General features: G+C 70.3%; 12 protein-coding genes and 1 tRNA gene. 8 read left to right on the top strand and 5 right to left on the bottom strand.

The features are described from left to right. The first annotated feature begins 38 nt into the window (after nt 1-38). The 5 genes from Q9R27_RS02095 (at nt 39) to Q9R27_RS02075 (ending at nt 6,644) form a co-directional block, all read left to right on the top strand. Nucleotides 39-941 carry a hypothetical protein gene (locus Q9R27_RS02095; RefSeq protein ID WP_311250663.1) on the top strand — a complete coding sequence of 301 codons (903 nt, stop codon included), beginning with the start codon at nt 39-41 and terminating at the stop codon, nt 939-941. Next, the gene (gene fahA, locus Q9R27_RS02090) at nt 938-2,152 is read left to right on the top strand and encodes a fumarylacetoacetase (RefSeq protein WP_311250662.1); all 1,215 of its coding nucleotides are present in this window, start codon (nt 938-940) and stop codon (nt 2,150-2,152) included. Before Q9R27_RS02095 ends, fahA begins: the two co-directional genes overlap by 4 nt. Nucleotides 2,153-2,208: 56 nt before the next feature. Further along, nucleotides 2,209-4,617, top strand: a complete 2,409-nt coding sequence (locus Q9R27_RS02085; protein ID WP_311250661.1) for an AfsR/SARP family transcriptional regulator — start codon at nt 2,209-2,211, stop codon at nt 4,615-4,617. Continuing rightward, on the top strand, nt 4,614-5,312 hold the full coding sequence (locus Q9R27_RS02080; RefSeq protein WP_311250660.1) for a maleylpyruvate isomerase family mycothiol-dependent enzyme: 699 nt from the start codon (nt 4,614-4,616) through the stop codon (nt 5,310-5,312). The genes Q9R27_RS02085 and Q9R27_RS02080 overlap by 4 nt, the downstream gene beginning before the upstream one ends. Before the next feature lie 111 nt (nt 5,313-5,423). Continuing rightward, nucleotides 5,424-6,644 (top strand): DUF1524 domain-containing protein, encoded by a 1,221-nt coding sequence (locus Q9R27_RS02075; protein WP_311250659.1) that lies wholly within the window; start codon nt 5,424-5,426, stop codon nt 6,642-6,644. Here Q9R27_RS02075 and Q9R27_RS02070 read toward each other — a convergent pair. The 4 genes from Q9R27_RS02070 to Q9R27_RS02055 form a co-directional block, all read right to left on the bottom strand. Beyond that, nucleotides 6,535-7,827, bottom strand: a complete 1,293-nt coding sequence (locus Q9R27_RS02070) for a glycosyltransferase 87 family protein (protein WP_311250658.1) — start codon at nt 7,825-7,827, stop codon at nt 6,535-6,537. The two genes, Q9R27_RS02075 and Q9R27_RS02070, sit on opposite strands and share 110 nt — an antisense overlap. Beyond that, complete coding sequence (gene mptB / locus Q9R27_RS02065) at nt 7,824-9,305, bottom strand: polyprenol phosphomannose-dependent alpha 1,6 mannosyltransferase MptB (RefSeq protein WP_311250657.1); 1,482 nt, start codon at nt 9,303-9,305, stop codon at nt 7,824-7,826. The genes Q9R27_RS02070 and mptB overlap by 4 nt, the downstream gene beginning before the upstream one ends. Before the next feature lie 29 nt (nt 9,306-9,334). Then, entirely contained in the window at nt 9,335-10,684 is a 1,350-nt protein-coding gene (locus Q9R27_RS02060) for an MFS transporter (RefSeq protein ID WP_311250656.1), read from the bottom strand. Nucleotides 10,685-10,811: 127 nt separating this feature from the next. Beyond that, a tRNA-Tyr gene (locus tag Q9R27_RS02055) sits at nt 10,812-10,892 on the bottom strand. A 111-nt stretch (nt 10,893-11,003) separates the two neighbouring features. Between Q9R27_RS02055 and Q9R27_RS02050 the strand changes: the two genes are divergently transcribed. The 3 genes from Q9R27_RS02050 to Q9R27_RS02040 all read left to right on the top strand — a co-directional run bounded on the left by Q9R27_RS02050 (nt 11,004) and on the right by Q9R27_RS02040 (nt 12,452). Then, nucleotides 11,004-11,495, top strand: coding sequence for a YajQ family cyclic di-GMP-binding protein (locus Q9R27_RS02050; protein ID WP_311250655.1), 492 nt, complete (start codon nt 11,004-11,006; stop codon nt 11,493-11,495). Nucleotides 11,496-11,620: 125 nt separating this feature from the next. Next, a complete protein-coding gene (locus tag Q9R27_RS02045; RefSeq protein WP_311250654.1) occupies nt 11,621-11,971 on the top strand; it encodes a VOC family protein in 351 nt (116 codons plus the stop codon). Between the two features lie 4 nt (nt 11,972-11,975). Further along, on the top strand, nt 11,976-12,452 hold the full coding sequence (locus tag Q9R27_RS02040; RefSeq protein ID WP_311250653.1) for an SRPBCC domain-containing protein: 477 nt from the start codon (nt 11,976-11,978) through the stop codon (nt 12,450-12,452). Here Q9R27_RS02040 and Q9R27_RS02035 read toward each other — a convergent pair. Further along, on the bottom strand, nt 12,421-13,422 hold the full coding sequence (locus Q9R27_RS02035; protein ID WP_311250652.1) for a sulfate ABC transporter ATP-binding protein: 1,002 nt from the start codon (nt 13,420-13,422) through the stop codon (nt 12,421-12,423). The two genes, Q9R27_RS02040 and Q9R27_RS02035, sit on opposite strands and share 32 nt — an antisense overlap. Nucleotides 13,423-13,463 lie beyond the last annotated feature (41 nt).

The following is a 13,463-nucleotide window of genomic DNA, read 5'->3' as shown; positions in this document are numbered from 1 at the left end:
TATTGTCCGCTCAGGTTGCTCTGCGCTACCCTCCCACCGTGTCCGACTCGACCGCAACCCCCATCAGTCCAGCCTTTGCCGGGATCGTCGACGACGCCGCGATCTTCCCGCCGGGCAACACCCCCCTCGACCAGGCCGTCGCCGCCCACCTGGCCCGCCGCGACGAGCCGCATGCCGCACTGGCCGGCCCCTTCGTGGTCAGCGACCACCGCCTGGCCGAACTCCGCGGCCTGCTCCCCGAAGGAGCCGAACCGATCGCGGTCAGTATCGTGATCGGCGCCGGGGCTGGGGGCATCGCGCCCGCCGCGAGCACCGCGCGCCACCTCGACGAGGTCACCCTGGCCGGCCTGGAAGTGGCGCTGCGCGACCCGGCGGACCTGGTCGGCAACGCCCGGCGCGTGATCGCCGGCCTGGACCAGGCACTCGACCTGGGACTGGTCGACGACGAGGTGCCGATCTTCGTGGAACTGCCGCAGATCGCCCCGACCGCTGACTGGCTCGCCGCCGTCGACGAACTGGCCGCCCGGGAGTTGCCGTTGAAGTTCCGCACCGGCGGGGTGGAGGCCGACCTCTTCCCCGACTGCGACCAACTCAGTGCCTGGATCACCGCCGCGCTGGACCGCGAGTCACCGTTCAAGTGCACCGCCGGGCTGCACGAGGCGGTCCGGCACACCGACCCGGAGACCGGCATCACCCACCACGGGTTCCTCAACGTCCTGCTCGCCACCCGGGCCAGCCTGGACGGCAATGACCCGGTCCAGGTGCTTGCCGAGGAGTCCGCCGACGCGCTGGCCGCCCTGGCTCGGGAGCACGGCGCCGACACCCTGGCCCGGACCCGACGCTGGTTCACCTCGTTCGGCTCGTGCAGCTTCACCGAACCGCTCGACGACCTGCATGCGCTGGGCCTGCTCACTGCCGATGGCAACGGGTGGTCCTCGTGAGCGCGGCGACCTGGGTGCCCGGCGCCGCCGGATCGGCGTACGACGTGGACCACCTGCCCTGGGGCGTCTTCACCCATGGCGACGACACCGCGCGGGTCGGCGTACGGATCGGGGACCACGTGCTCGACCTGGCCCCGGTGGCAGCGGCCGACATGCGCCCCGAGGCCGCCCTCTTCGAGGCCGCCACGCTCAACCCGCTGATGGGGCAGGGACGCACCGTCCATGCGGAACTGCGCCGCTGGATCACCGACCTGCTCACCGTCGCCGAGGAGCGCAGCGACGTGGAGCCGCACCTGCTTGCCATCGACGAGGTGGCGATGCAGATGCCGGTCGAGGTCGGCGACTACGTGGACTTCTACGCCTCCGAGCACCACGCATCGGCCGTCGGCACCATCTTCCGCCCCGACCAGGAGCCGCTGTTGCCGAACTGGAAGCACCTGCCGGTCGGCTACCACGGCCGCGCTGGCACGGTGGTGCCCAGCGGCACCGGCATCGTCCGCCCGATGGGGCAGCGGAAGAACCCCTCCGACGCCGCCCCCGTCTTCGGGCCGAGCGGGCGCCTGGACATCGAGGCGGAACTGGGCTTCCTGGCCGGTACGCCGAGTGGTCTCGGGGAGCGGATCGCGGTCGGCGACTTCGCCGACCACTGCTTCGGCGTGGTCGGGCTCAATGACTGGTCCGCGCGTGACATCCAGGGGTGGGAGTATGTCCCGCTCGGTCCGTTCCTGGGCAAGTCGTTCGCCACCTCGATCTCGACCTGGGTGACGCCCCTGGCCGCACTCGACGCGGCCTGGGTCGACCTGCCCGGCCAGGATCCGGCGCCGCTGCCCTACCTCGCCGTCGACGGTCCTGCCGGTCTGGACATCGACATCGAGGTGGTGCTCAACGGGCACGTGGTCAGTCGTCCGCCGTACCGGACGATGTATTGGTCACCGGCCCAGATGCTGGCCCACATGAGCGTCAACGGTGCCTCGGTGCGCACCGGGGACCTGTGGGCCTCGGGCACCGTCTCCGGCCCCGTCCGCGAGGAGCGTGGCTCCTTCCTGGAGTTGAGCTGGGGCTGGCGCGAACCGTTCTCCGTCGGGGGCGAGGAGCGCGTTGCCCTGGAGGACGGCGACGAGGTGGTGTTGCGCTACACCGCGCCGGCGACCGGCGGCGGGCGGCTGGCGATCGGCGAGGTGACCGGGACGGTGCTGCCGGCCCGGCCCTGAACGCCCCTCGCCGCCTGGGTGCTGCATCACCGCGCCCGTGACGCCATACTTGACGGGTGCGTGTTCAGGTTCTCGGCCCCCTGAGTGTCGTTGACGCCTCGGCGCCCGTGCCCAGCGGGGAGGTGGCCCGGCGGGTGCTGTCCGTCCTTGCCGCCGAGGCCAACCGCCCGGTGCACCCGAGCCGCCTGGCCGACCTGGTCTGGCCGCACGCGAACCGGCCGGCAAGCAACAGCCTGCAGGCGCACGTGTCCCGGTGGCGCAGGGTCCTGGGCGCCCACCGGATCGGCTACGGTCCTGCCGGCTACACGCTCCGCCTGACCTCCGACGAACTCGATGCGCTGGCCTTCGAGGAACTCGTCGCCGCCGCGACCCACCAGCGCGAGCGCGGCAACCTGGACCGTGCCCTGGCGACGTACGACGAGGCGCTGGTGTTGTGGCGCGGTCCTGCGTTCCAGGAGATGGCCGATGACGATTGTGTCCGGAACCGGGCGCTGGAACTCGAGGCGCAGCGCACCAATGTCCGCCTGGCCCGGATCGAGACCTGGTGCCAGAGCGGCGCCCACGACCAGGTGCTCGAGGACGGAGGACACCTGGCTCGTGACGAGCCCTGGAACGAGCCCGTCCATCGAGCACTTGCCCGCGCGCACTACGGTCGCGGCGACCAGGTGGCGGCGCTCGAGGTGTTGGCGGAGTTGGAGCGCCGGCTCCGTGACGACCTCGGACTCGACCTCGGCGTGCCTACGCAGTTGCTGCGCGGGCAGATCCTCCGTCAGGAGCCCGCCCTCGACGTCCGCCCGGACGCAGCCGGCGAGCAGGGTCTGACGACGCGCCGCCTGACCGAGCGGATCGACCAACTCGGACCGCGGACGCGTCAGGTCCTCCTCGCCGCCTCCCTGTCCGGCGACGCCGTGGACACGGCGCAACTCAGGGCCGCGCTGGAGATGAATGGCCCCGGCCTGGCCGACGCCCTCTCGCCGGCGCTGGCCGCAGGTCTGCTGATCCGATCCGAAGACGGCATCCGTTTTCCGCCCAAGTTGCGTGAACACGTCGCCGGGCTCGTCGGAGCCGGTCAAGCATTGGACCTGCACCGTCGCCTGGGTGAGAGCCTGCTGTCCCGAGCCGGACGGACGGAGTTGCTGCGGCGGGCCGCCGATCACCTCGCCAAGGCCGCGCCGGGCGACTCCCATTCGGCGCGACTGGCCATCGAGACCGACCGCCGGCTCACCACGATCGCACTCTCCCAAGGGCGGCACGACGACGCCGTACGCCATGCCCGGCGCGCGGTGGATTGCGCCCAACAGATGAGCACCGATGAGGTCGCACATGCCGAGCTGTGGTTCTCCCTGGCGCAGGTCACCCATCGCGCCGGCCTGCTCGACGAGGCCATGGATCACTACCGCACCGCCGCTGCACTGCCGAGCGCCCCCGCCGGGATCATCATCGACAGCGCACTCGCCCACGAGGAGTGCTCGCTGCATGCGCGACGCCATCGCACCGGAGTCCACGACCCCTCGGTGGAACTGCTCGAACGAGCCCTGGCGCTGGCCCCCGAAGGGCCGACCAGCGTCCGGGTGCGCGCCTCGCTCGCGCAGGCGCTCTCCTTCAGCGGAGCAGCCGAGCGGGCGTCGGGTGCGGCCGAGGATGCGGTGGCCGCCGCCCGTCGGGTCGCCGAGCCGACTCTTCTGGCCGCCACGTTGCTGCGGGCGATGGCAACCCATGTCCCGGATGCGGGCGCTCACGAACGCTTCGCCCTGGCCGACGAGGCCGCGACGCTGGCGCGCGAAGCCCAGGCGGACGAGTTGGAACTCGAGGCGCTGGCGGCCCTGGTGCCCGAGGCAATGCGCGAGGACGACCTGACCACCGCGGAGGCGGTGATCACGCGCGTGGAGCATCTGGCCGATCTCCAGGCGAACGTCCTGCATCACTGGAAGGTGCCCATGTGGCGGGCGACGCTGGCGCTGGCAGCGGGTCGCCACGACGAGGCCGAGGTGCTCATCGAGGACTTCCGGCTCGCCGCGGCCGCGGATGGCTACGACGACGCACCGCGGATCCACGCCTTCCAGTCGATCCTGCTCGCCCTGGGCCGCGGCAAGCTCGATGAGGCCTCCTCGATCCTGCACGAGTTCGACCACGACGCCGCCTTCGAGCCGTGGCTCGCGGCCCGACTCGCGGTGGCGTACGCCACGGGCGACCATGGCGAGGCACGGGAACTACTGGTCCCGTGGGCCGCCCGGCGCTTCACCCTGTCCCGGCCGTTCGCCGGCGTACGGACCTTCTGCGCGTGCTTGGTCGCCGACGCGGTCCTCCATCTGGGCGACGCGGCCACCCAGTCGCGCCTGGCCGAGGTGGTGGCACCGGCCGCCGGGCAGCGTCCGGTGCTCGGCGCGGGCGCTGCCATGCTCGCCGACCCGGCCGATGTGCTGAACCGGTTGCAGGCCGCATGCGATCCCGGGGACCTGCTGTGACTGGGCACCTGACGACGGCCATCACGGCGTACCGCCGGTTCGCCGCGCACGCCTCTTCGGCGGACCCCACCGTGGACACCCGGCTGGCCGGGTGGAGGGTCGATGATCTCGTCGAGCACGTCACCTGGGGAGCGGCGATGGAGGCCGACGCACTCGGGGCGGCCCTCGGTGAGGCGCCGGGTCCTGCCCCAGCACCCGACCTGCCCGGTGCCGTCGCTGCCTTCGCCGACGTCGCCGCGCGGGTGGCCGGGGCCAACCTCGACCCGGAGTCGCCGGTGGCGCTGCCTGCCGGCACCGTCCCGATGGCCTACGCCGCTCCCCTCTTCGCCTTCGAGGCCGCGCTGCACGCCAGCGACCTTGCCCATGCCCTCGGCGAGGACGACACCCTGGGTGCCGCGGAGCTCGCGGCCTGTGCCGTGGTGGTCGGCCCGATGCTTGACCTGCTCGCTACCGGCTCCCCCGCCGAGCCGACCGTTATCGACCTGATCGGCCTCGGGGACCCGATCCGGCTGAGCGCGACCGGTCGAGCCTGGCGCCGGAGTACGCCGGACAGCAATCCGGCGACCACCACGATCCGCGGCACGGCCCACCAGATCACTCTCTTCGCCTGTGGCCGGATTGGTGCCGACGACCTGCACGTCGACGGCGATCCGGGTCCGGCTCGCCGGTTCAAGGAATTCTTTCCCGGACCCTGAGTGGAACCAGGGCGCGGCTCTGTGCCCGACAAGTTGGTTCGCATGGTCCTTTCGGGCCATCTTGGGCTGAAACGACCGCGCGGGCGGTGGATCCAGCCCAGACTCACCACCATGAGCAGACGACGTCGCGATGCGGGCGGCCTGGTTGCCCTCCTGGTTGCTGCCGTCCTGGCCATCACTGGCTGCGAGGAGGCCGAGCAGGGCGGAACGGTCCTGGCCACCGCACCCTCCGGTGCCGCTACGGGCGATGCCTTTTCGGCAGGAGTCAGTACCGCGGCCGATGACGCCACCGCAACCGCCGACGACGATTCCCCCGCCACTGGCACAGCGGGCGGAGCGCACGCGGATGCATCGTCCGTGGACAGCTCGAACTCCAACGGTGGAGGGGCGGGATCCTCGGCGGGCAAGAAGAGTGACGCCACCCCGGACCGAACCAGCACCCTCGCCGTCCTGTCCACCCTGGCGATCAAGGGACGCTCGGCGAAGACCGGCTATTCGCGCGACCAGTTCGGCCCGGCCTGGCTCGATGCCGACCGCAACGGCTGCGACACCCGCAACGACATGCTGCGCCGCGACCTTGCCCAGATCACCGTCAAGTCCGGCACCAACGGATGCGTGGTGCTCACCGGCGTACTGGACGACGACTACACCGGCAAGCGGATCGACCACGTGCGCGGCAACAGCAAGATCGACATCGATCACCGGGTGGCCCTCTCCAACGCGTGGCAGACAGGGGCCAGCCAGTGGTCCCTGGCCAAGCGGGCCGCGTTCGCCAACGATCCGCTCAACCTGACCGCGACCGATGCCGGCGCGAACCGCTCCAAGGGCGACGGCGATGCGGCGACCTGGCTCCCGCCGAACAAGGCATACCGCTGCGACTACGTGGCCACCCAAGTCGCGGTGAAGGCGAAGTACGGCCTGTGGGTGACCCAGCCGGAGTACGACGCGATCGTGCGCGTGCTGACCGCCTGCCCGGGGCACCAGTTGCCGGCAGATGCGACCCGGGCGCCGACCGAGGTCGACCACAACCTCAAGCCCGTGGCGACCTCGACCCCGCAACCCAAGGCGACAGCCAAGGCGAGCCCCAAGCCGAAGGCGACCCAGGCCCCGAAGCCCAAGGCAACTTCGAAGGCGAGCCCGAAGCCCAAGCCGAAGGCAACGCCGACGCCCAAGCCCAAACCCAAGCCGAAGCCGACACCCACCCCGACGGTGCCGAAGGTCTTCAAGAACTGTACGGAGGCTCGAGCTGCCGGCGCGGCTCCGGTGTATCGCGGGGATCCGGGTTATGGCAAGCATCTGGATCGGGACGGGGACGGCATCGGCTGCGAGTGAGCCACGCCCGCACTGCCAGGCCGACGACCAGCACCAGGGCGGCCCACACGTAGGCGTTGCCGACGGCCTGCTCGACCGGTGACCAGGCGAACTCCCGGCCCTCCTGCCGCGGGGGCCACATCGGGCTCCGCGCCACGAAGACCGCCACCCAGACCGCGGCGAGCCACCACAGGCCCGGGCCGAGCCGGTTCGCACCGATACGGCTCGCGCCCATCCGGACCAGCGCCACCGCCACCGGGATCACCCACACCCAGTGGTGCCACCACGAGATCGGCGATGCGAGCAGCATCGCCAGCCCGGTCAGCGCGACGGCGAGGTCTCGGTCCCCGATCCGCCAGTGGTACGCCGCCAACACCACCACGCCCAGAGCGATGGCGCCGGCGACCAGGAACCACAGGATCGTGGGCGCGGGCTCCCCCAGCAGCCGGGCAAGCACCCCGTTCACCGACTGGTTGGACGCATACTCCACGCCGCCGATCCGGTCGGAGGACCACAGCACCTCGGTCCAGTAGGCCTTCGACTCCGACGGCAGCAGCATGACACCGACCGCCACTGTGGCCATGAAACCCAGCAGGGCATTGATGGCTTCGCGGATCCGCCCGGTGAAGACCAGCAGGGCGATGAAGATCAACGGGGTCAACTTGATGCCGGCAGCGACACCGATCAACGCGCCGCGCCACCGGCGATCGCGGCCCAGCAGATCGGCCACGATCGCCCACATCAGCAGCAGGTTCACCTGGGCATAGAGGGTGTTCGACCAGACCGGCTGGATCGCAAAGCAGGCAAGTGCCAGCATCGGTACGGCGTACGTCGTCCAGGACTCGGGCAGGTTGCGCCAATCGGTCAACAGGATCCGCAAGGTGCGCCCCAGCGCCCAGGTGCTGGCCGCGGTCCACGCACCCACCGCGAGGGTGAACGGGATCCAGACGAGGCCCGCCATCAGCAGCCCGGCGAAGGGCGGATAGGTGAAGGGCAGCCAGATGATCTCGGCAGTGGTCGCCCCGTAGAGATCCGCGCCCGAGAGCACGGCATCGCCGCCCCAGCGGTAGACCTGCAGGTCCAGGAAGTCGCGACCCCGCTGTACGGCGACCATCGCCACCAGGCCAGCGCACATAGCCACGGCCGCCAGCAGCCAGGCTCCTCGATCCCGTCCGACCGCGCCGGGCTGATGCGTCGCCCTCACGCCGGCACTTCCTCCGACTCGGCGATCTCCACGAAGACCTCGCGGGGGCCGGGACGCAGGAAGTTGAGCAGGGTCAAGGCCAGGCAGCCGACCGCGATCGTGGTGGTGCCGAGCAGGCTGCGCATGGTTGGGTCGAACGGCGCGATCAAGCCGGCCAGCCCGGTGAGCACCAGGAGCAGGACGATGCCGAACCGGGTCATCCGCAGCACCGCCACGAAGGGCACCAGCCACAGGAAGTACCACAAATGGACGACCGGGCTGAGCAGCAGCAGCGTCGCCACGATGACCACCGCCGCACGGATCGCGTCGTACCGATCGCCCGTGCGCCAGCGCAACGCGACCCAGGCCATCACCACCACCGTGGCCACCGTGGCCAGGTCACGGACCACGCCGATGAAGAGTTCCGGCGCCAGGTCCAGCCCGACCGCCGCTGCAGCACTGTCCAGGGCCTTGCCCAGGACAGTCGCGGCCGAGAGCGGCGTGTTCACCGTGCCGGGCACGGTCAGCGCCTCGAGCCAACCGATGCCCAGGCCCCAGACCAGGCCCAGCCCGGCCAGCGTGGCCAGCGAGATCGCGCCCACCGCGACCAGGCGGCGTACCCGTTCCCAGAGCGAAGCCGCCACCGGCAGCGACACCAGTGCCACCGCGATGCAGATCAACCCACCGGGCACCTTCACCGCAGCAGCCAGCCCACCCAGCACGGCCGCGGCACACCAGTTCCGCTCCGCGGCAACGACGAGCGCGGCGGACATCAGCCCGACCATCAGCAGGTCGTTGTGCAGTCCCCCGACACCCGTGGTCAGCATCAGCGGCGAGGCGATGACGATCCCCGCCGACAGCGCCGGGTTGACCCCACTCCACCGGGCCATCCGCGGCACCGCCCAGGCCAGCAGCACCAGGCCCACCACCGCGGCACACCGGTGCAGCATCACCAGCGCCCACGGATCAGTGGTGATGCGGGCAGCGAGATCGCCGAAGATCAACGGCAACGGCCCGTACGGCGTCGGCGTGGCCAACCAGAGCGGATCCACGGTCTCCACGATCGGGCCATGCAGCACGGCAGGACCCGAGTCGTAGGGCGACAACCCCACCGAGGTCATCATCCCCTGCGCGGCATAGCTCCACCCGTCGCGGGAGAAGAGCGGCGGCGCCAGCATCAGCGGCGCCGACCAGATCAGCGTCGCCCGCTGGACCAGGCCCACAGCCTCCCCGGTGGCCCGACCGACCGCGCTGACGTGGCGGCACAGCATCAACCAGGAGTGGGCCAGCAGCGCTACCCCGAGCATCACCGCGAAGGTCGCGGCGTACCTGCCCGGATTGGCATCACGCAGGTCGACCAGCCACGCCAGGTCCAGGATCCTGGCGCTGCGGGGCAGCGGGGAGACGACCAATCCACCGAGCAGGACCAGGAGCGAGCCGACGACGCCGCGCAGGATCAGTCCGCCAGCCGATCGGGCGGGCTCGTCAGGGGTCTCCATGGCGCGGCCATCATCGCACGCGGGACCGCTCAGACTCCTTCCCGATCGTTGAAGCCGGGATGCACGAACGGCTCGCCGCGCTTCATCGCCTCGACCGCGCCCGGGTGCAGGCGCTCCAGGTGGGCGACCGCGCTGCGCCGGTAGCGCAGGATCTGGACCACGCCGAGCGCCCAGAAGGCGTACTGGGCACAGAGCGCGACCCGGAAGTCCGCCAGCGTGTAGAAGTCCGCGCCGCGGGGCTCGAGCAGGTCCAGGATCACGCCGATCGCAGCCATCGTGGCCAGCGAGGCAACGAACCCGCCGATGTTCACCAGCCCGTTGGCGCGCCCCAACGACTCGGCCGGGGTGAACGAGCGGGCCAGGTCGAAGCCGACCATCGAGGCAGGCCCGCCCGAACCCGTGACGCAGACCAGGACCACGAGCAACCACATCGGCGCCGGACCGGGCCAGAGCAGGACCACCGACCAGGTGGTGGCAATGGCCAGCACGATGCCGACCACGATCCACGACCGATAGAACGGGACCACCGAGACCAGCCGGCCCAGCACCACCCCGCTCACCATCACCCAGGCCGTCATCACGGTCAGCAACACACCTGCCTCGCGCGAGGTCAGGCCCTGGCCGGCGACCAGGAACGGATAGCCCCACAGCAACGCGAAGACGGTCATCGAGAACTGGCTGGTGAAGTGCGACCACATGCCCAGCCGGGTGCCCGGGTTGCCCCACACCAGCCGGACCGAGTTGGCCAGGGCGCGCACCTTGACCCGGACCACCTCGCTCCGCTCGTACGGCGAATCCTTGACCAGGCAGGCGGTGGCGACCAGGAGCGGTACGCCGATCATCGAGACCCCGGCGAACGCCTTCGTCCAGCCGAACTCGTGGAGCACCAGCGACAGGGGCGCCGCGGCGATGATCGCGCCCATCTGTCCGACCAGCCCGGTGACCTGGGCCAGCATCGAGCCCTGCCGGACCAGGAACCAGGCCGAGACCAAGCGCAGGACGCTGACGAAGACCATCGCGTCCCCGGCACCCACCAGCGCCCGCGCAACCACGGCCGCGCCGAAGCTGGTGGTGAAGGCGAAGGCAAGCTGGGCCAGCGTCATCATGACCAACCCGGAGATGAGCAGGGCCCGGGAGCCGTAGCGGTCCAGGAGCACCCCGACCGGCACCTGCATCCCCGCATAGACGACCAGTTGCAGCACCGTGAAGAATGCAAGCTCGGTGCCGGTGATGGAGAACCGGTCCAGCGCGATCAGGCCAGCCACGCCCAGCGAACTGCGGTGGAAGACCGCCAACATGTAGACGGTGACCGCGACCACCCAGATCACCCATGCCCGACGTCCGCCGATGTCGTGCAACTGGGCGCGGGCAGTGGTCATGGAGACATCGTCCTCCCTCGGTGCAAGATCCGCTCGACCCGCCCGGTCAAGGGCGCTCAACACCGGCATGCCCGGGACCGGGGAATGCCGAAGGGCCCGGTCTCCCGGGCCCTTCGGTGCTGTTGCGTGGCAGATGAAGGATTCGAACCTTCGAAGCTTTCGCGACGGATTTACAGTCCGCTCCCATTGGCCGCTCGGGCAATCTGCCGTGCATCACACCCCGGGTTGGCGGGGCGACAGCAAGACGAAAGAATAGCGCAGCAGACCCACAGACAAAAACTGCCACGGGGCCCGGCCCCGGGCGAGCAGAGGAGAAGCCATGGCCGACTCGTCGTTCGACATCGTCAGCAAGATCGACCGCCAGGAGGTCGACAACGCCCTCGGACAGGCGGCACGCGAGGTTGCCACCCGTTTCGACTTCAAGGGCACCGGCGCCAGCATCGAGTGGCAGGGCGAGCACGCGATCGAGATCAGCGCTTCCGCCGACGACCGCGCCAGCGCAGTGCTCGACGTCTTCAAGGACAAGCTCGTCAAGCGCAAGCAGAGCCTGAAGATCCTCGACGCGAGCGAGCCGCGCCCCTCCGGGCAGGTCTCGAAGATCTCCGTCGCCCTCAAGGAAGGGATCAGCTCGGAGAATGCGAAGAAGATCTCCAAGCTGATCCGCGACGAAGGCCCCAAGGGCGTCAAGGCGCAGATCCAGGGTGACGAGCTGCGCGTCTCGTCCAAGAAGCGCGACGACTTGCAGGCCGTCCAGCGCCTGGTCAAGGAGCAGGACTACGACTTCGCGGTCCAGTTCACCAACTACCGCTGAGCCAACGAACGACCCTTCCAGGCCCCTGAACGGCTGCGACACGCCGTACTGACGGCGTGTCGCACCGATCACGGACGGAGTTCGGGTCGTTCCGGTTGAGATCGGCCCGGACTAGTGTGTCGTGCATGCCTGTATCCATCGAGATGATCACCGTGGACTGTCGCGACGCCGAGGCGCTGGGCGCCTGGTGGGCCGAGCAGACCGGCGGCAGGGTGGTCGAGGAGAACGACGGGTGGTTCGTCGTGGTGAAGATGGCGGAGGGCCAGCCTGTGTTGGGATTCCAGCGGGTCGACGATCCGACTCCGGGCAAGAACCGGATGCATCTTGACGTCACCTCCGACGACGTGGACGCCGAGGTCTCCCGACTGGTCAGCGCAGGTGCCACCCACGAGTCCGAACACACCATGGGCGAACTCCGCTGGGTCACGCTTGCCGACCCCGAAGGCAACCTCTTCTGCGTCGGCGGGGGTCACTGAGCCGATGGGGCACCGCAACCCCGAGGCCCAGGCCGAGATCGACGCCCCGCTGGAGACCGTGTGGCAGGTGATGCTCGACGTGGACGCCTACGGCGAGTGGAACCCGTTCGTCGTCAAGGCCGAGTGCCCCACCCCGCCCGCGGTCGGCGACCCGATCCTGCTGCATGTCGTGTGGGCCAACGGCAAGGGCGTCACCTCGCCCGAGCGGATCAAGCAGGTCGACGGTCCGGTCACCGACGCGGCCGGTACGACGCGGGCCACGCTGGCCTATGTCTATGAGGGGCTGCCGGCCAAGCTGGGCCTGGTCCGCGGCACCCGCTACCAGCGCCTCGTCCAGGAGCCCGGCGGCCCTACGACGTACACGACGGCCGAGGAGTTCTCCGGGCCCCTGGTCAAGCTGGCCGGTCCGGGGCGGGTCGCCGAGGGATTCGCCCGCCACGCCCGCGCCCTCAAGGAACGGGCTGAATCGCTGGCAGGCTGAACGGCGTACCGCCGCCGACCGGCACGGTGAGGGCTCCGGTGGTGGCGCGGAGCCACACCTGGGCGCCCGCCTTGAGGGCGAGGGAGCGGGCGTGGGTGCGGGAGAGCACCACGGTGACCGGTGCGTCCCCGGTGCACACCGAGACGCGCACCTCGAAGCCGACCCGGAGCACCCGGTCGACCTCACCGGCGACCCACCCCGGCTGGGCGTGGGTGGCCAGATCGATGTCGTGCGGGCGGACCAGGCGCCCACCGAGGTTGGTCACCTCGCCGAGGAAGCCCATCACGAACTCGTTGGCCGGCTCGTCGTAGAGCTGGTCGGGCGTGCCGACCTGCTCGACGCGGCCCTGGTTGATCACCACGATCTCGTCGGCCACCTCGAGTGCTTCCTCCTGGTCATGGGTGACGAAGACGGTGGTCACGTGGACTTCGTCGTGGAGGCGGCGCAACCAGTCCCGCAGTTCCTTGCGCACCTTGGCATCCAGGGCTCCGAAGGGCTCGTCGAGGAGCAGCACGCTGGGTTCGACCGCCAGCGCCCGGGCCAGCGCCATCCGCTGCCGCTGCCCGCCGGAGAGCTGCGAGGGCAGCCGGTGCGCGAACTGGGAGAGGTGGACCAGGTCGAGCAGCTCGGCGACCCGCTCGGCGACCTCCTTCTTCGGGCGCTTGCGGATCTCCAGGCCGAAGGCGACGTTCTTCGCCACACTCAGGTGCTTGAAGACCGCGTAGTGCTGGAAGACGAAGCCGACGTTCCGCTTCTGCGGCGGCAGCCGGGTGGCGTCGGCGCCCTCGATGCGCACCGTTCCGGAATCTGCACTGTCGAGTCCGGCGATGATCCGCAGCAGGGTCGACTTGCCACCGCCGCTGGGGCCGAGCAGGGCAGTCAGTTGCCCGGTGGGGATCGAGACGTTGACGTCGTCGAGTGCCACGAAGTCGCCGAAGCGCTTGCTCACTGATCGAACTTCGATGCTCATCTGAGGGGACCTTTCTCGGGGACGGGACCAGGGGATGCCGG

It is taken from the genome of Nocardioides sp. AE5, assembly GCF_031844485.1.
GTDB lineage: Bacteria > Actinomycetota > Actinomycetes > Propionibacteriales > Nocardioidaceae > Nocardioides.
The sequence above is the reverse complement of the archived record's forward strand: the minus strand, read 5'-3'. Positions and strand labels throughout refer to the sequence as shown.